The 19,897-nt window shown below is 70.4% G+C and carries 19 protein-coding genes; 2 read left to right on the top strand and 17 right to left on the bottom strand.

Annotated elements, in window-relative coordinates:
- Positions 1–32 precede the first annotated feature (32 nt).
- On the bottom strand, positions 33–1,295 hold the full coding sequence (gene hisS / locus ABT070_RS41475; protein ID WP_351768146.1) for a histidine--tRNA ligase: 1,263 nt from the start codon (positions 1,293–1,295) through the stop codon (positions 33–35).
- A gap of 13 nt (positions 1,296–1,308) precedes the next feature.
- Complete coding sequence (locus tag ABT070_RS41480) at positions 1,309–2,025, bottom strand: MBL fold metallo-hydrolase (RefSeq protein ID WP_351768148.1); 717 nt, start codon at positions 2,023–2,025, stop codon at positions 1,309–1,311.
- Positions 2,026–2,205: 180 nt separating this feature from the next.
- Between ABT070_RS41480 and ABT070_RS41485 the strand changes: the two genes are divergently transcribed.
- Both ABT070_RS41485 and ABT070_RS41490 read left to right on the top strand, forming a co-directional pair.
- The gene (locus tag ABT070_RS41485; RefSeq protein ID WP_351768150.1) at positions 2,206–3,021 is read left to right on the top strand and encodes a peptidylprolyl isomerase; all 816 of its coding nucleotides are present in this window, start codon (positions 2,206–2,208) and stop codon (positions 3,019–3,021) included.
- 157 nt (positions 3,022–3,178) lie between these two features.
- Positions 3,179–4,408: a DUF349 domain-containing protein gene (locus ABT070_RS41490; RefSeq protein WP_351768152.1), complete on the top strand. Its 1,230-nt coding sequence runs from the start codon at positions 3,179–3,181 to the stop codon at positions 4,406–4,408.
- A gap of 86 nt (positions 4,409–4,494) precedes the next feature.
- Here ABT070_RS41490 and ABT070_RS41495 read toward each other — a convergent pair whose 3' ends face one another.
- From ABT070_RS41495 to pgsA, 15 genes are all read right to left on the bottom strand, one after another.
- Positions 4,495–7,026: a RelA/SpoT family protein gene (locus ABT070_RS41495; RefSeq protein WP_351768153.1), complete on the bottom strand. Its 2,532-nt coding sequence runs from the start codon at positions 7,024–7,026 to the stop codon at positions 4,495–4,497.
- 183 nt (positions 7,027–7,209) lie between these two features.
- Positions 7,210–7,758 (bottom strand): adenine phosphoribosyltransferase, encoded by a 549-nt coding sequence (locus ABT070_RS41500; protein ID WP_351768154.1) that lies wholly within the window; start codon positions 7,756–7,758, stop codon positions 7,210–7,212.
- A complete protein-coding gene (gene secF / locus ABT070_RS41505) occupies positions 7,755–8,867 on the bottom strand; it encodes a protein translocase subunit SecF (RefSeq protein WP_351768155.1) in 1,113 nt (370 codons plus the stop codon). Before secF ends, ABT070_RS41500 begins: the two co-directional genes overlap by 4 nt.
- A 3-nt stretch (positions 8,868–8,870) precedes the next feature.
- On the bottom strand, positions 8,871–10,646 hold the full coding sequence (gene secD / locus ABT070_RS41510) for a protein translocase subunit SecD (protein WP_351768156.1): 1,776 nt from the start codon (positions 10,644–10,646) through the stop codon (positions 8,871–8,873).
- 134 nt (positions 10,647–10,780) lie between these two features.
- Positions 10,781–11,311 (bottom strand): preprotein translocase subunit YajC, encoded by a 531-nt coding sequence (yajC, locus tag ABT070_RS41515; protein WP_351768157.1) that lies wholly within the window; start codon positions 11,309–11,311, stop codon positions 10,781–10,783.
- Between the two features lie 175 nt (positions 11,312–11,486).
- Positions 11,487–12,545: a Holliday junction branch migration DNA helicase RuvB gene (gene ruvB, locus ABT070_RS41520; RefSeq protein ID WP_351768158.1), complete on the bottom strand. Its 1,059-nt coding sequence runs from the start codon at positions 12,543–12,545 to the stop codon at positions 11,487–11,489.
- Positions 12,546–12,554: 9 nt separating this feature from the next.
- The gene (gene ruvA / locus ABT070_RS41525) at positions 12,555–13,160 is read right to left on the bottom strand and encodes a Holliday junction branch migration protein RuvA (protein WP_351768159.1); all 606 of its coding nucleotides are present in this window, start codon (positions 13,158–13,160) and stop codon (positions 12,555–12,557) included.
- Positions 13,157–13,705 (bottom strand): crossover junction endodeoxyribonuclease RuvC, encoded by a 549-nt coding sequence (ruvC, locus tag ABT070_RS41530; RefSeq protein WP_351768160.1) that lies wholly within the window; start codon positions 13,703–13,705, stop codon positions 13,157–13,159. The genes ruvA and ruvC overlap by 4 nt, the downstream gene beginning before the upstream one ends.
- Before the next feature lie 151 nt (positions 13,706–13,856).
- Complete coding sequence (locus ABT070_RS41535; RefSeq protein ID WP_351768161.1) at positions 13,857–14,609, bottom strand: YebC/PmpR family DNA-binding transcriptional regulator; 753 nt, start codon at positions 14,607–14,609, stop codon at positions 13,857–13,859.
- Positions 14,610–14,681: 72 nt separating this feature from the next.
- On the bottom strand, positions 14,682–15,293 hold the full coding sequence (gene pdxT / locus ABT070_RS41540) for a pyridoxal 5'-phosphate synthase glutaminase subunit PdxT (RefSeq protein ID WP_351768162.1): 612 nt from the start codon (positions 15,291–15,293) through the stop codon (positions 14,682–14,684).
- A gap of 8 nt (positions 15,294–15,301) precedes the next feature.
- Positions 15,302–16,213, bottom strand: a complete 912-nt coding sequence (gene pdxS, locus ABT070_RS41545) for a pyridoxal 5'-phosphate synthase lyase subunit PdxS (RefSeq protein ID WP_351768163.1) — start codon at positions 16,211–16,213, stop codon at positions 15,302–15,304.
- A gap of 210 nt (positions 16,214–16,423) precedes the next feature.
- On the bottom strand, positions 16,424–16,975 hold the full coding sequence (locus ABT070_RS41550; protein WP_351768164.1) for a LemA family protein: 552 nt from the start codon (positions 16,973–16,975) through the stop codon (positions 16,424–16,426).
- A 32-nt stretch (positions 16,976–17,007) separates the two neighbouring features.
- The gene (locus tag ABT070_RS41555) at positions 17,008–18,180 is read right to left on the bottom strand and encodes a glycosyltransferase family 4 protein (RefSeq protein WP_351768165.1); all 1,173 of its coding nucleotides are present in this window, start codon (positions 18,178–18,180) and stop codon (positions 17,008–17,010) included.
- Positions 18,177–19,094 carry a phosphatidylinositol mannoside acyltransferase gene (locus tag ABT070_RS41560; protein ID WP_351768166.1) on the bottom strand — a complete coding sequence of 306 codons (918 nt, stop codon included), beginning with the start codon at positions 19,092–19,094 and terminating at the stop codon, positions 18,177–18,179. The genes ABT070_RS41555 and ABT070_RS41560 overlap by 4 nt, the downstream gene beginning before the upstream one ends.
- Positions 19,091–19,843: a phosphatidylinositol phosphate synthase gene (gene pgsA / locus ABT070_RS41565; RefSeq protein WP_351768183.1), complete on the bottom strand. Its 753-nt coding sequence runs from the start codon at positions 19,841–19,843 to the stop codon at positions 19,091–19,093. The genes ABT070_RS41560 and pgsA overlap by 4 nt, the downstream gene beginning before the upstream one ends.
- Between the last annotated feature and the right edge of the window lie 54 nt (positions 19,844–19,897).

The following is a 19,897-nucleotide window of genomic DNA, read 5'->3' on the forward strand; positions in this document are numbered from 1 at the left end:
GACCCGGCGCCTTCCTCGGGCTCGCGCGCCCGCTAGCCCAGCTTCGACTCCAGTTCCGCCACGATCTCGTTGACGCCGACCGCCCGCTGCTCGCCGGACTCCATGTCCTTGAGCTGGACGACGCCCTCGGCGAGGTCGCGTTCGCCGGCGACGATCGTGTAGCGGGCCCCGCTGCGGTTGGCGCTCTTCATGGCGCCCTTGAGCCCCCTGGCGCCGTAGGAGAAGTCGGCCGCGACGCCGAGCTTGCGCAGTTCGGTGACCTTCGCGAAGAGCACCCGGCGGGCCTCCTCGCCGAGCGGGACGGCGAACACGGAGGTCGCGGCGGGCAGTTCCAGCTCCACGCCCTCCGCCTCCAGCGCCAGCACCGTACGGTCGACGCCCAGCGCCCAGCCCACCGACGGCAGCGCGGGGCCGCCGATCATCTCGGAGAGACCGTCGTAGCGGCCGCCGCCGCCCACCGCGGACTGGGAGCCCAGTCCGTCGTGGACGAACTCGAAGGTCGTACGGGTGTAGTAGTCGAGGCCGCGGACCAGCTTGGGGTCGTCCTCGAAGACCACGCCCGCCGCCGTGATCAGCTCACGGACCTCCTCGTGGTACGCCTTGCACGCGTCGCAGAGGTAGTCGCGCAGGAGCGGGGCGTCCCCGAGCTGCTTCTGGACCGCCTCGCGCTTGTCGTCCAGGACCCGCAGCGGGTTGATCTCCGCACGGCTCAGCGTCTCCTCGTCGAGGTCCAGACCCCGCAGGAAGGTCTGGAGCGCCTCCCGGTACACCGGGCGGCACTCCTTGTCGCCGAGGCTGTTGAGGAGGATGCGGAAGTCGCACAGCCCCAGCGACCGGTACGCCTGGTCGGCCAGGATGATCAGCTCGGCGTCCAGCGCCGGGTCCTCCGCGCCGATCGCCTCGGCGCCGACCTGGGAGAAGTGCCGGTACCGGCCCGCCTGCGGCTTCTCGTACCGGTAGTACGAGCCCGAGTACCAGAGCTTGACCGGGAGGTTGCCCTGCTTGTGCAGGTTCGCCTCCAGGGCCGCGCGCAGCACGGACGCCGTGCCCTCCGGGCGCAGGGCCAGCCGGTCGCCTCCCTTGGTCTCGAAGGCGTACATCTCCTTGCTGACGATGTCGGTGGACTCGCCCACCCCGCGCGCGAAGAGGTTGACGTCCTCGAAGCCGGGCGTCTCGACGTAGCCGTAGCCGGAGTTGCGCAGCGGGGCGGCGATCGCCTCGCGTACCGCGAGGAACTTCGCGGAGCGCGGCGGAATCAGGTCGTACGTGCCCTTGGGGGCCTGAAAGGTACTCACGGAAGGTCTCTCGTCACATTCCTCGTCGGGGAGGGGTGTGCGAACCCGCTCCCTGGCCGCCGGCCGCCACCTGCCGCAGATGCGGATTGGTGGCGCGCTCCTGGCCGATGGTCGTCTGGGGGCCGTGTCCGGACAGCACCACGGTCGAGTCCTCGAGCGGCAGGCACACGCGGGCCAGCGAGTCGAGCATCTCGGCCATGTCACCGCCGGGCAGGTCGGTGCGTCCGATGGAGCCGGCGAACAGCAGATCCCCGGAGAAGAAGACCGACGGGACGTCGGCCGTCTCGGGCATCCGGAAGGTCACCGACCCCCTGGTATGGCCCGGCGCGTGGGCGACGGAGAACTCCAGGCCCGCCAGGTCCAGCGCGGCGCCGTCGGTCAGTTCACGGACGTCGTCCGGCTCCCCCACGGTCAGCTCGCCCATCAGCGGCATCCCGATGGACCGGCCGAGCGCCTTCTCGGGATCGCTCATCATGTAGCGGTCCTCGGGGTGGATCCAGGCCGGTACGTCGTGCGCTCCGCACACGGGAACGACCGAGGCCACGTGGTCGATGTGGCCGTGCGTGAGGACGACGGCGACGGGCTTGAGCCGATGCTTCCTGATCGCTTCCTCGACTCCTGGGGCCGCCTGGTGGCCCGGGTCGATGATCACGCACTCCTCACCGGCGGCGGGGGCGACGAGATAACAGTTCGTCCCCCAGGCCCCGGCGGGGAACCCGGCAATGAGCACGATCGTCCTTCGTTTGTGTCGATACGCGTGGGCTTCTGGGCCGCTGCGCCAGTGGTCAGAGCCTACCGGCGCTGCCGTTTCCTCAGCGAACCCATATACGGTACGGGGCACACGCAGGCGGTCGGCTCACAAGACGCACGCGTCCCAGTCGACGTACGAGACGCACGAGGAGAGAACCCGGTGGTCACCCAGGAACAGCGGAAGCGTCAGCTCGCCCGGGAGAAGTTCTTGCGGCAACAGCAGCGGCGCACCTCCGCGCGACGCAAGGCGCGTGCGCGCAACTCGGTGATCGCGTCGGTCCTCGGCGTGATCATCATCGGCAGTGTGGCGCTGTACACGACCGGCGTCATGAAGGACGACGACAAGGCGAACGCGAGCTCGGAGACGACGCCGTCGGCGACGCCGAGCGCCGCCAAGGACCCGTGCGAGAAGGCGGCCGCGGGCTCGGTCAAGACGCAGACCTGGAAGAAGGAGCCGGCGGTCACGATCGACAAGTCGGCGAAGTACACGATGACGCTCGCGACGACGTGCGGGGACATCGGCATAGCGCTCAAGGCGAAGGCCGCGCCGCACACGGTGAACTCGTTCAGCTTCCTCGCCGGCAAGGGCTACTTCGACCACACCAAGTGCCACCGTCTCACCACGAGCGGCATCTACGTGCTGCAGTGCGGCGACCCGACGGGCAGCGGCAGCGGCGGTCCCGGCTACACCATCCCGGACGAGAACCTGAAGGACACCAGCCTCAAGAACAACATCTATCCGGCGGGCACGATCGCGATGGCCAACACCGGTCAGGCGCACACCGGCGGGAGCCAGTTCTTCCTCGTCTACCAGGACAGTCAGCTGCCGCCGAGCTACACGCCCTTCGGGACCGTGTCGGCCGACGGCATGAAGGTCCTGGCGAAGATCGCCGCCGCGGGCGAGAACACGGGAGCCGGTGACGGAGCCCCGAACGCGACGGTCGTGATCAACAAGGCGACGGTCACGAAATCCTGACGGCGATCCGCCGACCAAGGGGCGGTCAACTGCGCAATTTCGGTCGCGCTGGATGCGGACAGGCGGCCCGCCGGTCGCCTATGTTGGCCGTGACGAAACTGTGGACGATGCCCAGGGGCGCTGAAGCCCCTCGGAGGCATCATGTGGAGGAGGCGCTGTGAGCAGCGACCCGTGGGGCCGCGTCGACGAGACGGGGACCGTGTACGTGCGTACGGCCGACGGCGAGCAGGTGGTCGGTTCCTGGCAGGCAGGCTCCCCCGAGGAGGCGCTGGCCTATTTCGAGCGCAAGTACGAGGGCCTGGTTGTCGAGATCGGCCTCCTCGAGAAGCGAGTGAAGACCACCGATCTGTCGACGAAGGACGCCCAGGTCGCGATCGACCACATCCGCGAACAGGTCGACGCGCACCACGCGGTCGGTGATCTTCAGACGCTGCGGGACCGGCTGGACAAGCTGGTGGCGACCGTCGAGTCGCGGCGCGAGGAGCGCAAGCAGCAGCGGGCCAAGCAGTCCGACGAGGCCCGCAAGGCCAAGGAGGACCTGGTCACCGAGGCCGAGCAGCTGGCGCAGTCCGACCAGTGGCGGGCCGCCGGTGAGCGGCTGCGGTCGCTGGTGGACATCTGGAAGGGTCTGCCGCGGCTGGACCGCAAGTCGGACGACGAGCTGTGGCACCGGTTCTCGCACGCGCGCTCGGCGTTCTCCAAGCGCCGCAAGGCGCACTTCGCGCAGCTGGACGCGCAGCGCGAGGAGGCCCGCCGGACCAAGGAGCGGCTGGTCACCGAGGCCGAGGCGCTGTCCGGTTCCTCGGACTGGGGTCCGACGGCGGCTCGCTACCGCGAGCTGATGGCGGAGTGGAAGGCCGCGGGCCGCGCCCAGCGCGAGCACGAGGACGACCTGTGGAACCGCTTCCGCGGCGCCCAGGACGTCTTCTTCGCCGCCCGCAGCTCGGTGTTCGCCGAGCGGGACGCGGAGCAGACGGAGAACCTGAAGCTCAAGGAGGAGCTGGCCGAGGAGGCCGAGAAGCTCCTGCCGATCGGTGACCTGAAGACGGCGCGTGCGGCGTTCCGCTCGCTCAACGAGCGCTGGGAGGCCATCGGCCACGTCCCGCGCGACGCCCGCCCGAAGATCGAGGGCCGGATGCACGCCGTGGAGCGGGCGATGCAGGAGTCCGAGGAGGCCGAGTGGCGCCGGACGAACCCGGAGGCACGCGCGCGTGCCGCGGGTCTGACCGGTCAGCTCCAGGCCGCCGTGGACAAGCTGCGGACGCAGATCGACCAGGCGCGTGCCCAGGGCAACTCCGCGAGGGCCGACAAGCTGGAGCGTGAGCTGGACGGCCGTCAGGCGCTGCTGGACCAGGCTCTGAAGGGCCTCCAGGAGTTCGGCGGCTGAGATCCTCCCGACCGGCGTCCGCGACCGCGGCCCGGACAGCGAAGAGGCCCCCGTACATCGCGTACGGGGGCCTCTCGTGTGCTCGGTTACGGCCTGCGCGCCGATGTCACCCGGTACACGTCGTAGACGCCCTCCACGCCGCGTACGGCCTTCAGGACGTGCCCCAGGTGCTTGGGGTCGCCCATCTCGAAGGTGAAGCGGGAGGTGGCCACCCGGTCGCGGGAGGTCTGGACCGCCGCGGACAGGATGTTGACGTGCTGGTCGGACAGCACCCGGGTGACGTCCGAGAGGAGGCGGGAGCGGTCGAGGGCCTCGACCTGGATGGCGACCAGGAAGACCGAGGACTGGGTGGGCGCCCACTCGACCTCGAGGATGCGCTCCGGCTCGCGGGACAGTGACTCCACGTTGACGCAGTCGCTGCGGTGAACCGATACACCACTACCCCGCGTGACGAAGCCGATGATCGGGTCGCCGGGCACGGGCGTACAACAGCGGGCCAGCTTGACCCAGACGTCGTCGACGCCCTTGACGACCACACCGGGGTCCTGGTTGCTGCGCCGCTTGCGGCCACGGGTGCGGGACGGGACCGTCTCGTCGATCTCCTCGGTGGCCGCCTCCTCGCCGCCGAGGGCCTGCACCAGCTTCTGCACGACGTTCTGCGCGGCCACATGGCCCTCGCCGATCGCCGCGTACAGCGAGGAGATGTCCGGGTAGCGCATCTCGTGCGCCAGCGTGACCAGCGAGTCGCCGGTGAGGATGCGCTGGATCGGCAGGTTCTGCTTGCGCATCGCCCGCGCGATGGCGTCCTTGCCCTGCTCGATGGCCTCGTCGCGGCGCTCCTTGGAGAACCAGGCCCGGATCTTGTTGCGGGCGCGCGGCGACTTCACGAAGTTCAGCCAGTCCCGGGACGGCCCGGCCCCGGCCGCCTTGGAGGTGAAGACCTCCACCAGGTCGCCGTTGTCCAGGGTCGATTCCAGCGGGACGAGGCGTCCGTTGACGCGGGCTCCTATCGTGCGGTGCCCCACCTCGGTGTGCACCGCGTACGAGAAGTCCACGGGCGTGGCGCCGGCCGGCAGCGCTATCACGTCACCCTTGGGCGTGAAGACGAAGACCTCGTTGCGCGACAGGTCGAAGCGCAGGGACTCCAGGAACTCGCCGGGGTCCTCGGTCTCCTTCTGCCAGTCGAGGAGCTGCCGCAGCCACGCCATGTCGTTGAGGTGGTCGTCCTTGCCGGTGGTCCTCGGCTGGTCCGAGCGCACCTTGGAGGCGCCGGCGACGGCCTCCTGCTTGTACTTCCAGTGCGCGGCGATGCCGTACTCGGCGCGGCGGTGCATGTCGAAGGTGCGGATCTGGAGTTCGACCGGCTTGCCGTTGGGGCCGATGACCGTCGTGTGCAGCGACTGGTACATGTTGAACTTGGGCATCGCGATGTAGTCCTTGAACCGGCCGGGGACCGGGTTCCATCGCGCGTGCACCGTGCCGAGGGCCGCGTAGCAGTCCCTGACCGTGTCCACGAGGACACGGATGCCCACCAGGTCGTAGATCTCCGCGAAGTCACGGCCGCGGACGATCATCTTCTGGTAGACGCTGTAGTAGTGCTTCGGGCGGCCGGTCACGGTCGCCTTGATACGGGCGGCGCGCAGGTCGGCCTGGACCTCGTCGGTCACTATGGCCAGATACTCGTCACGCTTCGGTGCCCGCTCGGCCACCAGCCGTACGATCTCGTCGTACATCTTGGGGTAGAGGATCGCGAAGGCGAGGTCCTCCAGTTCCCACTTGATGGTGTTCATGCCCAGGCGGTGGGCGAGCGGCGCGTAGATCTCCAGCGTCTCGCGCGCCTTCTTCTCCTGCTTCTCGCGCTTGAGGTAACGCATGGTGCGCATGTTGTGCAGCCGGTCGGCCAGCTTGATGACCAGGACGCGCGGGTCCTTGGCCATGGCGACGACCATCTTGCGCACGGTCTCGGCCTGCGCGGCTTCGCCGAACTTGACCTTGTCCAGCTTGGTGACGCCGTCGACCAGCAGGGCGACCTGGTCGCCGAAGTCGCGGCGCAGGTCCTCCAGGCCGTACTCGGTGTCCTCGACGGTGTCGTGCAGCAGGCCCGCCATGAGGGTGGCCGGATCCATGCCCAGCTCGGCGAGGATCGTGGTCACCGCGAGCGGGTGCGTGATGTACGGGTCGCCGCTCTTGCGCTTCTGACCGCGGTGCCAGCGCTCGGCGACCTGGTACGACTTCTCGATCTGACGCAGCGTCGCCGTCTCGATCTTGGGATCGTTGCTGCGCACTATCCGCAGCAGCGGTTCCAGGACCGGGTTGTACGGGTTCTGACGCTGGACGCCGAGCCGGGCGAGGCGTGCGCGGACGCGGTTGGAGGAGCCGGAGCGGGCCGGGGGCTGCGCGGCGGCCGGTCGGGCGGCGGGCGCGGCCGAGGAGCCCTCGGGCTGGGCCGGCTTGGGCCGGGGCTGCTCGGCGGGCTTGTCGACGGGCGCGGATCGGTCGTGCTCGACCGACCCACGGCTGTCGTCCTTCGCGTGCGACGCGGGCGACGCGGGCGTGGCCGCGGGACCCGAGGCGGGCTCGGGCTTGGCGGCGGTCAGGTGCTGGGCCTCGTCTGGCAAGAGGGCTCCTCGTGCGCGATCCGGGTCCCCCGGTCAGGCTCCGGAGCACCCATCGTAGCGATCCTGAGCTCCAGCATCGCCTTCAGGCCGATGTGAGGGCCGTCTACCGGCGAAACGCAAGGGGCGGGCTCCGGAATTCCTCCGGGCCCGCCCACTTGGCGTACGACGGTTCTGAGACCGCGCTCAGATCGTGAGCAGCGCCTCCAGAGGCGCTCCGCCGAGGGCCGCCTCCAGCCGGGGACGGCCGTCGAGGAAGCCCAGCTCCATCAGGACGGCGACGCCCGCGACCCGGGCGCCCGCCCGGCGGACGAGCTGTATCGACGCCTCGGCGGTGCCGCCGGTGGCGAGGACGTCGTCGACGATCAGCACCCGGTCGTCGGCGGACAGGTCCTCGGCGTGCACCTCGATCTCGGCCGAGCCGTACTCCAGGTCGTAGGCCTGGCCGAGGGTGGCTCCGGGGAGCTTGCCCGCCTTGCGTACCGGGATGAAGCCGAGGCCGGCCCGGACGGCGACCGGGGCGCCCAGGATGAAGCCCCGGGCCTCCAGGCCGACGACCTTGGTGGCGCCGGTGCGCTCGGCGATCCCGGCGAACGCGTCGGTGAGCGCGGCGAACGCCACCGGGTCCGCCAGGAGCGGGGTGATGTCCTTGAACATCACCCCCGGCTCCGGGTAGTCGGCCACGTCACGGATACGGCTGTGCAGCAGCGCCGTGATGTCGATGAGCTCGGTCATCGGCGCTTGCCCGACGGACGGCCACGGCCCCGGCCCCGGGACGCGGGCTGGTGGCGCGGCCCGACGACCGCGGCCTCGGCGTCCTCCGGCTCGTCGCCGTAGGTGTCGTCGCCACGGGTCTGCGCGGGCGCCTCCTCGGCCGACGACTGGGCGCGCTTGGCCAGGACACGCTTCTTCAGCGCCTTGATCTGCGGCTCGCGCTCCTTGAGGTCGGCGACGAGCGGCGTGGCGATGAAGATCGACGAGTACGCGCCGGCGGCGAGGCCGACGAACAGCGACAGCGAGATGTCGTTGAGCGTGCCCGCGCCCAGGAAGCCGCCACCGATGAACAGCAGTCCCGCCACCGGCAGCAGCGCGACGACCGTGGTGTTGATGGAACGGACCAGGGTGCCGTTGATCGAGCGGTTGGCGATCTCGCTGTAGGTGAAGCGGGTCTGCTTGGTGAGGTCCTTCGTCTGCTCCTTGAGGGAGTCGAAGACGACGACCGTGTCGTACAGCGAGTAACCGAGGATGGTCAGCAGACCGATCACCGTGCCGGGCGTGACCTCGAAGCCGACGAGGGCGTAGATGCCGACCGTGATCGTGATGTCGTGGATCAGGGCGACGAGGGCCGCGATGGCCATGCGCCACTCGAAGGCGATCGCCAGGTAGATCACGACCAGCACCATGAAGATCGCCAGGCCCTGCCAGGCCTTGCTGGCGATCTGGTCGCCCCAGCTGGGACCGACCAGTTCGGCGGTGATCGTCTCCGGGTCGGCCTTGAAGTCCTTGGCCAGGTCGGTCTTGATCTCGTTGGACTGCTTGATGTCCATGCCGGCGATCTGGATGCGCAGTGTGCCGTTGCCCAGCTTCTGCACGACCGCGTCATGGCCGGACGCCGTCTTCGCGTACTCCTCGGCCTGGGAGACGGAGACGCTCGTCTTCTCGGTGGTGAAGACGGCGCCGCCCTGGAAGTCGATGCCCATGTTCAGGCCGCGCACCGCCAGGCCGACGATGGCCGTGATGGTGATCAGGATCGAGATGCTGTACCAGAGCTTGCGGTGGCCGATGAAGTCGTAGCTGATCTCGCCACGGTGCAGCCGGGCGCCGAGGTTACCGAGTTTCGACATCGCTCAGGCCTCCTTCGTCTCGACGGGGCCGGCGGCGGGACCACCGGGACGGCGGGTGCGGCGCAGCGGCGGCTGGGCGCCCAGGCTCTTCGGGTCGAGGCCGGACCACTTGTGGCCGCTCGCGAAGAACTTCCGCCGAGCGATGAGCGTCATCAGCGGCTTGGTGAAGAAGAAGACCACGACCACGTCCAGGACGGTGGTCAGGCCGAGCGTGAACGCGAAGCCCTGGACCTTGCCGACCGTGACGATGAAGAGCACCGCGGCGGCGAGGAACGACACGAAGTCGGAGACCAGGATGGTGCGCCGGGCACGCGGCCAGGCCCGCTCGACGGCGGGGCGCAGCGTACGGCCCTCGCGGATCTCGTCCCGGACGCGTTCGAAGTACACGATGAACGAGTCCGCCGTGATGCCGATCGCGACGATGGCGCCACAGACGGCGGGCAGGTTCAGCGCGAAGCCGATGGCCGGGCCGAGCAGCGCCATGAGCACGTAGGTGAGCGCCGCGGAGACCAGCAGCGAAGCGAGGGCGATCATCGCGAGGCCGCGGTAGTAGGCCACCAGGTAGATCACGACCAGCAGGAGGCCGATGGCGCCGGCCAGCAGACCGGCGTGCAGCTGGTCACCGCCGAGCGCCGCCGTCACCGTGGTCACACTCTGCTCCTGGAAGGAGAGCGGGAGCGCACCGTAGGACAGCATGTTGGCGAGGCCCTGGGCCTCCTCCTGCGTGAAGCTGCCCGAGATCTGGGCCTGGCCGCCGGTGATGGAGGAGCTCACGTACGGGCTGGAGACGACGTTGCCGTCGAGCACGATGCCGAACTCGTTCTGCGGCTGGGTGTTCTGCGCGAGCTGGCCGGTGATCGTGGCGAACTTCTTGGCGCCGGACTTGTTGAAGTCCATGGTGACCTGCCAGCCGGCGGCGGTCTGCGTGTCGTAGACGGCCTGGGCCTTGTCGACCTCGGTGCCGTCGACGGCGGCCGGGCCGAGCAGGTACTTGTACCAGACCTTGTCGATCTCACCGCAGGCCACGGTCGTGTCCTCGGGCTTGACGCCCTCGCCGGCCTTGGTGCGGACCGACTCCTTGGAGCAGTCCAGGGCGGCGTACTTGGCCTGGAGCGCGGCGTCGTCCGCGGTGACGGCGCCGCTGCTCGCGGAGGCCGACGGGCTGGCGGAGGAGCTCGCCGTGGTGCCGGCGGAGGCCGACGGGGTGGAGTCGGCCTTCAGCGCGTCGGTGACGGCGCGGCCCTGCGAGGTGGCGGAGGCCGACGGGGAGGACGAGGAGGTCGCCTTCTCACCGGTGCCGGAGGCGCTCGCCGAGGGGCTCGGAGAGGCGCTGGACGAGCCGCTCGGGGACGCGCTCGGCGAGGCGGCGGCGGAGCCGGTGGCCTCCTGGGCCAGAACCGGGCGGAAGTACAGCTTGGCGGTGGTGCCGACCTGCTCCCGGGCCTTCTCCGAGTTGGTGCCCTTGGGGATGTTCACGATGATGTTGCGACTGCCCTGGGTCTGCACCTCCGCCTCGGAGACGCCCAGCCCGTTGACACGGCGGTTCATGATCTCGACCGCGGTGTCCATGTTGGCCTTGTTGACCGCGGATCCCTGGTCCGACTTCGCCTCCAGCGTGATGCTGGTACCGCCGGCAAGGTCGATGCCGAGACGCGGAGTGGTGTGACCGGAGGCGAACATGCCTGCGGTGAGCCCCACGATGGCGATCAGGATCAGGGCCAGCGAGCGCCCTGGCTTGCTCTGGGCACTCGCGCTCCGGCCCTTCTTAGGTGCTGCCACCTTCTCGTACTCCCTCTCGGGCCGCCTCGCGCCGGGTCAGCGCGGCGGCGGCCATGACATGGTGTCGGGATCCCCTGGCGAGATGCGCGCGCCCCGGCGCGGGCGGGTGGGACCCGTGCGCGCCGGGGACGTGACTACTTCTTCGCGTCGGAGTCGCCGTCGGTCGTCTTCTTCGGCTCTTCGGCGGCCTCGGCCGGCTCGGCGTCGGCGGCCTTCTCCTTCTCCTGGACCTCGTCGGTCGCGTCCTTCTTGCCGAGGTCGACGGCCTTGTCGTCGGAGGCGGCAGCTTCGTCGACGGAGTCGTCGGTCTCGGCGTCGGCGGACCCGGTGAGGGAGGAGGCGTCGTCCGGGACGACGTCGGAGTCGGACTTCAGGTCGTGCTCGATGCCGTGGACGATGCGGTTGTACTCGTCGTCGGTCAGGACGGCACCGATGGAGTTCTTCGCGAAGAGCAGGTCGACGCCGGGACCGGCGTCGAGGAGGACCGTGTCCTCGTTGACCTCCTTCACCGTCGCGTACATGCCTCCGATGGTGCGGACACCACTGCCGGGCTGCATGTCGTTACGCATGCTGGCGGCCTGCTGCTGCTTCTTCTTGGCCGACCGGGTCATCAGGAACATGGCCCCGATGAGCACGATGAACGGGAGGAGGGTCACAGGACTCACGGGACGGACTTCCTTCGGACGACCGCGATGGTGGAGCGGCCTGTTGGATGGGGGTTGTGTGCTGCCGACAACGGCGGCATCGGCGGAGTCTAAGCGAGTCCGCGCGCATGGAACAACGCTCAGCATGGCACCTGGGTTCCTGACCCTGCCAACACCTCCGCCGCGGCCCTCCGCGTCACGCCCCGAACAGGTCCTGTTGTCCACTTCCCTGAGCCGGGGTGAGACCGAGGTGTGCCCACGCGGCCGGCGTCGCCACCCGTCCTCGCGGGGTACGGGCGAGCAGTCCCTCCCTCACCAGGAAGGGTTCGGCGACCTCCTCCACCGTCTCACGTTCCTCCCCCACCGCGACGGCGAGAGTGGACAGACCCACCGGTCCGCCGCCGAACAGCTTCAGCAGGGCCTCCAGGACCCCGCGGTCGAGGCGGTCCAGGCCGCGGCCGTCCACCTCGTAGACCTTCAGCGCGGCCTCCGCGATGTCACGGGTGATCCTCCCGTCGGCCTTGACCTGCGCGTAGTCGCGTACGCGGCGCAGCAGGCGGTTCGCGATCCGGGGGGTGCCGCGGGAGCGGCCGGCGATCTCGGCGGCACCGACGGTGTCGATCTCCACGTCGAGGAGGTCCGCGGAACGGTGGATGACGCGCTGGAGCTCGGCGGGCTCGTAGAACTCCATGTGCGCGGTGAAGCCGAAGCGGTCCCGCAGCGGGGGCGGCAGCAGGCCCGCGCGCGTGGTGGCGCCGACCAGCGTGAACGGGGGCAGCTCGAGCGGGATGGCGGTGGCGCCGGGGCCCTTGCCGACGATGACGTCGACGCGGAAGTCCTCCATCGCCATGTAGAGCATCTCCTCGGCGGGCCGCGACATGCGGTGGATCTCGTCGAGGAAGAGGACCTCGCCCTCCTGGAGAGAGGAGAGGATCGCCGCCAGGTCGCCCGCGTGCTGGATGGCGGGGCCGCTGGTGATCCGGATCGGGGCGCCCATCTCGGCGGCGATGATCATCGAGAGGGTGGTCTTGCCGAGGCCGGGGGCGCCGGAGAGCAGCACGTGGTCGGCGGTGGCGCCCCGCGCGCGTGCGGCGCGCAGGACGAGGTCGAGCTGTTCGCGGACCTTCTCCTGGCCGATGAACTCGCCGAGGTCCTTGGGGCGCAGCGCGGCCTCGACGGCCTGGTCCTCACCATCGGCGACAGAGCCGACCAGCCGCTCCGGGGCGGTGTCCTCGGTCGTGTCGTCCCAGTTCACTGATGTCTCCTAGCGGGCGCGGTTCAGGGTCTGAAGGGCGGCCTTCAGGAGGTGGCCCACCTGGGGCGCGCCGTCCGCCGCCTCGGCCTGCGGGGTGACGGCGGCGACCGCCTCGTCGGCCTCGCGGGTCGCGTAGCCGAGGCCGATCAGGGCGGCGTGCAGCTGGTCGCGCCAGCCGCTGGTGACCGGTGCGCCGACCACGGGGGCGCCGAGCGGCTCGCCCAGGCGGTCCTTCAGTTCCAGCAACAGCTTCTGGGCGCCCTTCTTGCCGATGCCCGGTACCGCGATGAGGGTCTTCTCGTCGCCCGTGGCCACCGCGCGGCGCAGGGTGTCCGGCGCGTGGACCGCCAGCATGGCCTGGGCGAGCCGGGGGCCCACCCCGCTCGCCGTCTGGAGCAGCTCGAAGACCTGGCGCTCGTCGTCGTCCACGAAGCCGTACAGGGTGAGCGAGTCCTCGCGGACGACGAGGGAGGTGGCGAGCTTGGCCGGCCGGCCGAGCCGGAGCGTGGACAGCGTGTTCGGCGAGCACTGGATGGCCATGCCCACGCCACCCACCTCGAGCACGGCGGTGTCGGGAGCGAGTGCGGCGACGGTGCCGTTGACGAAGGCGATCATGCCGTACGGCCTTTCGGTGTCGTCTGTGCTGTGGCCGTGTGCAGAGCGACGGCCCGCTGGAGTCGGTTCTGCGCGGGACCGCGCCAGATGTGGCAGATGGCGAGCGCGAGGGCGTCGGCCGCGTCGGCGGGCTTGGGCGGCGCGTCGAGCCGCAGCAGGCGGGTGACCATCGCGCCGATCTGGGCCTTGTCCGCGCGTCCGCTGCCGGTGACGGCGGCCTTGACCTCGCTCGGGGTGTGCAGGGCGACGGGGATGCCACGGCGGGCGGCGCACAGCATGGCGACGGCGCTGGCCTGGGCGGTGCCCATGACCGTGCTGACGTTGTGCTGGCTGAACACCCGCTCCACGGCCACGTATTCGGGGCGGTACTCGTCGAGCCACCGCTCGATGCCCTGCTCGATGCCGACGAGGCGCTGCCCCAACTCGGCGTCCGCGGGCGTCCGTACGACACCCACGCCGAGCATGGTGAGCGGCCGGCCCGCGACTCCCTCGACGACGCCGACACCGCATCGCGTCAGTCCGGGGTCCACCCCCAATACCCGCACGCGCCTTACCCCCTTCGCGGCTGAACCGCCGCTGCGGTCCGTGGACGGTGATCTCCGACGTCCGCCAGGCTATCCGCTGCCACCGACAACGACGTCGGGCCGGTAGGACGTGTCCCACCGGCCCGACGGATCCGCTCGGCTCGCGGCGGCGTTACGCGTCGACCTTCTCCATGACCTCGTCGCTGACGTCGAAGTTCGCGAAGACGTTCTGCACGTCGTCGCTGTCCTCGAGCGCGTCGATCAGCCGGAAGATCTTCCTCGCGCCGTCCTCGTCCAGCTCGATCTGCATGGTCGGCACGAAGTTGGCCTCGGCGGAGTCGTAGTCGATGCCGGCTTCCTGCAGGGCGGTGCGGACCGCGACCATGTCGGTGGCCTCGGACAGGACCTCGTAGGACTCACCGAGGTCGTTGACCTCCTCGGCGCCCGCGTCGAGGACCGCGCCGAGCACGTCGTCCTCGGTCAGCTCACCCTTGGGGACGATGACGACGCCCTTGCGGTTGAAGAGGTACGACACCGAGCCCGGGTCGGCCATGGAGCCGCCGTTGCGGGTCATGGCGACGCGGACGTCGGAGGCGGCGCGGTTGCGGTTGTCGGTGAGGCACTCGATGAGCACCGCGACGCCGTTCGGGCCGTAGCCCTCGTACATGATCGTCTCGTAGTCGGCGCCGCCGGCCTCGAGGCCGCCGCCGCGCTTGACCGCGGAGTCGATGTTCTTGTTCGGAACCGAGCTCTTCTTGGCCTTCTGGATGGCGTCGTAGAGGGTCGGGTTGCCCTCGATGTCGACGCCGCCCATCCGGGCCGCCACCTCGATGTTCTTGATCAGCTTCGCGAAGAGCTTGCCGCGCTTGGCGTCGATCACGGCCTTCTTGTGCTTCGTCGTAGCCCATTTAGAGTGGCCGGACATCTGCCTGTCTCCTTCGCGTAACCCATCTGGTCCGAGCTCCCCGGGCCTTGGGAATCCGGGGACCCCCAGATCCTACAAGGACTCCGCCGCCCGGTTCGCGCGCACCATGTCGACGAACAGGGCGTGCACACGGTGGTCGCCGGTCAGTTCCGGGTGGAAGGACGTGGCGAGCGCGTTGCCCTGGCGGACGGCGACGATGTGGCCCTCGTGCTCGGCGAGCACCTCGGTCTCGGCGCCGACGGACTCGACCCAGGGAGCGCGGATGAACACGCCGTCCACCGGATCGCCCGCGATGCCGGTCACGTCGAGGGCCGCCTCGAAGGACTCGTTCTGTCGCCCGAACGCGTTGCGGCGCACGATCATGTCGATGCCGCCGACGGTCTCCTGGCCCGAGCGCGGGTCGAGGATCTTGTCGGCGAGCAGGATCATGCCCGCGCAGGTTCCGTAGACGGGCATTCCGGCCCGCACGCGCGCGCGGAGGGGTTCCATCACTCCGAAGAGGACGGCCAGCTTGGAGATGGTGGTGGACTCACCGCCGGGGATGACGAGACCGTCGACGTCGGCGAGTTCCTCGGGACGCCGCACCGGCCTGGCCACGGCGTCGGCCGCGGCCAGGGCGATGAGATGCTCCCGGACGTCGCCCTGGAGTGCCAGGACGCCTATGACAGGGGCTTCGTGGCTCATGGGAGTGGTTACCAGCCGCGGTTGGCGTAGCGCTCGGCCTCGGGCAGGGTGTCGCAGTTGATGCCGACCATGGCCTCGCCCAGGTTGCGGGAGGCGTCCGCGATGATCTTCGGGTCGTCGTAGAAGGTGGTGGCCTTCACGATGGCGGCGGCGCGCTTGGCCGGGTCGCCGGACTTGAAGATGCCGGAGCCGACGAAGACGCCCTCGGCGCCGAGCTGGCGCATCAGCGCGGCGTCGGCCGGGGTGGCGACCCCACCCGCGGAGAACAGCACGACGGGCAGCTTGCCGAGCTCGGCGACCTCCTTGACGATCTCGTACGGGGCGCGCAGCTCCTTGGCGGCGGCGTACAGCTCGTTGTTGTCGAAGCCGCGCAGCTTGGCGATCTCGTTCTTGATCTGGCGCAGGTGACGGACGGCCTCGACGACGTTGCCGGTGCCGGCCTCGCCCTTGGAGCGGATCATCGCGGCGCCCTCGGCGATGCGGCGCAGGGCCTCGCCCAGGTTGGTGGCGCCACAGACGAAGGGGGTGGTGAACGCCCACTTGTCGGAGTGGTTGACCTCGTCGGCCGGAGTGAGGACCTCGGACTCGTCGATGTAGTCGACACCGAGCGACTGGAGGACCTGGGCCTCGACGAAGTGGCCGATACGGGACTTCGCCATGACCGGGATCGAGACGGCTTCGATGATGCCCTCGATCATGTCCGGGTCGGACATCCGGGCCACGCCGCCGTCCTTGCGGATGTCGGCGGGGACCCGCTCCAGCGCCATGACGGCCACGGCGCCCGCGTCCTCGGCGATCTTCGCCTGCTCGGCGTTGACCACGTCCATGATCACGCCGCCCTTGAGCTGCTCGGCCATACCGCGCTTCACGCGCGCGGTGCCGGTCTCGGGGGTCTGGTTTTCGGAGATCGTGCTGGACACGGGTGACCTCACTCGTAGGAATAGGGGGCTTCGGCAGCAACGAGGAAACGCGAGTGGACCAGTCCACAGCAAGGGCCAATGGAAAGCCCGTGGATCCTTTTGGTCGATCATGCGGGCCGCGGCGGGCCCCACCGGCCAGGTCGCGGCCCGCCCTGGCCGGAGTTCCGCCGGATCGACAGGCCGGGCCCGTCGGGCGTCAGGACCGGCGGTTCAGGCCGCGCGGTCCGCGAGGGCGGGCGGCGGTTCGTCGTCCATCTCGAACGCCATCGGGAACGGGGCGTGGCCGGCCAGCCGGAACCAGCGGACCTTGCGGTGCTGGCGCAGTCTGCGGACCGCGCCCACGGCGTCGTTGTGGAAGCGGCGGGCCATGGGGACCCGGCGGACGGCCTCGGTGAGCTCACGGGCCGCCGCGTCTCCCCCGGGCGCCTCGCGTACGACGTCCAGTTGCCGCGCGTCCGCGAAGACGGCCCTCAGGGCCTGGCTGAGCTCGCTCTCGGCGACCTCCCGCTGCTCCTCCTCGGCCTGCCGCGCCGCGTGCGCCGCCTCGTACAGGACGATCGAGGCGGCGGGGTCGAGCACCTTGGAGGTGGCCAGCTCCTGGGCCACGGACGCCCGGCGCAGCAGCTGTGCGTCCAGCGCGGCGCGGGCGGCGTCGATGCGGGAGTGCAGCCGGTCCAGCCGTCCCGCCGTCCAGCTCAGGTACAGGCCGATCGCGACGAGGACGACAAGGATCCAGATCAGGGTTGCGGTCACGGGCGGCAAGGCTACCCGTGCCCCTCACCGCGGCGGGCGGGTCAGTCCCGGGCCAGTCCGAGCCTGGCCCGCAGACCCGCCGGTCCCCGGTCGTCGTCGGCCGCCGCCACCGCCGCCGCGCCGGCGGTCACCGTCTCGTACACCGACAGGATGTCGGCGCCGACGGTCGACCAGTCGAAGCGCCGTACGTGCGCGCTGCCCCGGTCCCGCAGCTCGGCTCTGCGCTCCGGATCGCCCAGGAGCCGTACCGCCGCCTCGGCCAGCGCGTCCGCGTTCTCGTTGGCGAACAGCTCGCCGGCCGCCCCCTGGTCGAGGACCTGGGCGAAGGCGTCCAGGTCGGAGGCGAGCACCGGGGCCCCGGCCGACATGGCCTCGACGAGGATGATGCCGAAGCTCTCGCCGCCGGTGTTGGGCGCGACGTACAGGTCGACACTGCGCAGGAAGCGCGCCTTGTCCTCGTCGCTGATCATGCCGAGGAACTCCACGCGCGCGTGCAGTTCCTTCGGCAGGTTCTCCACCGCCTCCTTCTCGTCGCCGCGGCCGGCGACCAGCAGCCGGGCGTCCGGGCGCTCGGCGAAGATCTTCGGCAGGGCCCGCATCAGCACGGGCAGGCCCTTGCGGGGCTCGTCGATGCGCCCGACGAAGCCGATCGTGCCGCCCTGCCACTCGGGGTCGGGCTCGGCCCTGGCGAAGAAGTCGACGTCGACGCCGTTGGGGATGACCACGGCGTCCCCGCCGAGGTGCTCCACCAGCGTGCGCCGGGCGTACTCGCTCACCGCGATCCGCGCGCTGATCTTCTCCAGGGCGGCCTGGAGGATGGAGTACGCGGCGATCATCGCGCGCGAGCGCGGGTTGGACGTGTGGAAGGTGGCCACGATCGGGCCCGAGGCCGCCCAGCAGGTCAGCAGGCCGAGCGACGGCGAGGTCGGCTCGTGGATGTGGACGACGTCGAACGCCCCGTCGTGCAGCCAGCGGCGCACGCGCGCGGCGGACAGGAAGCCGAAGTTGAGGCGCGCCACCGAGCCGTTGTACGGCACCGGGACCGCGCGGCCGGCCGAGACGACGTACGGCGGCAGCGGGGTGTCGTCGTCGGCCGGGGCCAGGACGGACACCTCGTGGCCGAGCCGGATGAAGTACTCGGCGAGGTCGCGGATGTGGAACTGAACGCCGCCCGGCACATCCCAGGAGTACGGGCAGACGATGCCGATCCTCACGCGGGGTCCCCGTCCGAAGGGCGGGGTTCCAGGTCCGCGAGCCACAACCGCTGCAACATGTGCCAGTCCTCCGGGTGGTCGGCGATGCCGGTGGCGAAGGCGTCTGCCAGCGACTGTGTCATGACAGACGTCTTCTCGGCCCGCGTACCTGACTCGGGTACCTCGACCGGGGGATGCACCCGGCCCTTCATGACGGGCGAGTCGTCGTACCAGAGCGTGACGGGGAGCAGCAGCGCGCCGGTCTGCTGGGCGAGCAGGGCGGGCCCGGCGGGCATCGTGGCGGTGTCCCCGAAGAAGTCCACCTCGACCCCGGAGGCGGACAGGTCACGCTCGGCGACCAGGCAGACCAGCCCGCCTTCGCGCAGCCGCCGGGCCAGGGTGCCGAAGGCGGTACCGCCGCTGTGCGGCAGCACCTCCATGCCGAGGCCCTCCCGGTAGGCGACGAACCGGTCGTAGAGCGTCTCCGGCTTGAGGCGCTCGGCGACGGTGGTGAAGGGCGTCCGGAGTTCGGTGGTGACCCAGGCGCCGGCCAGGTCCCAGTTGGCCATGTGCGGCAGGGCCAGGACGACGCCCCGGCCGGAGGCGATGCCGTCGGTCAGATGGTGGAGGTCCTTGGGTTCGAAGCCCTTGCAGACGCGCTCGGCGCTCCAGGCCGGCAGCCGGAAGGACTCCATCCAGTAGCGGAGATAGGAGCGCATCCCCGCGCGCGAGAGCTCGGCCAGGCGCTCGGGGCTCGCGTCCGGCAGCACGCGCGCGTAGTTGCTCTCCAGCCGTCGCACACCCTTGCCGCGCCGCTTCCACGCGAGGTCGGCGACGGTACGGCCGAGGCGTACGGCGACGGGCTCGGGGAGCTTCTTGACGGTGCTCCAGCCGAGGCCGTACAGCGCGTCGGCCAGGCGCTCCTGGGCGCTCACTTCGCGGCCTCGCTCCCCTGCGCCTCGTGTCCCCGCGACTCCGGGTCCTCCTGGGCCGCGGCGGCCTCCGCCTCGGCCGACTCGCGCCGGACCGTGACGACCCGCTGGATCAGCGTGACGAGGCTGCCCACGGCGACGATCCACAGCGCGATCGGCAGCAGCACCTGGATGCCGGGCACGCCGAACGTGTGCAGACCCGCCAGACCGGCCGCGACCAGGGAGATCACCAGGCGCTCGGCGCGCTCCACGAGCCCGTTGACGGCGACCGGCAGGCCGATCGACTCGCCCCGGGCCTTCGTGTACGACACCACCTGGCCGCTGGTCAGGCAGAAGATCGAGACGGCGCACAGGACGTTGTCGTCGCCGTTGCCTGCGTACCAGAGCGCGAAGCCGCCGAAGATCGCGCCGTCGGCGACCCGGTCGAGCGTGGAGTCGAGGAAGGCGCCCCAGCGGCTGGTCCGGCCGAGCTGGCGGGCCATGTTGCCGTCGACCAGGTCGGAGAAGACGAAGAGCGTGATCACGATCGTGCCCCAGAAGAACTCGCCCCTGGGGTAGAAGACCAGCGCGCCCGCGATCACACCGGCGGTGCCGAGGAGCGTGACCGTGTCGGGGCTCACACCCCGGCGGATGAGAAACGCGGCGAACGGTGTGAGGACACGCGTGAAGAATGCACGCGCGTACTTGTTCAGCATGGCCTTCCCGAGGGTCGGTGTCGCCGGGCGGCCCCTGCTGGCCGCCGGCTGGCCCATCGTAGCCACGCGCGCGTGTGTGCGACGGTCGGGCACCCGGACCCCCGTGTCACG

This window comes from Streptomyces sp. NPDC002884, assembly GCF_040295245.1.
Lineage (GTDB): Bacteria > Actinomycetota > Actinomycetes > Streptomycetales > Streptomycetaceae > Streptomyces.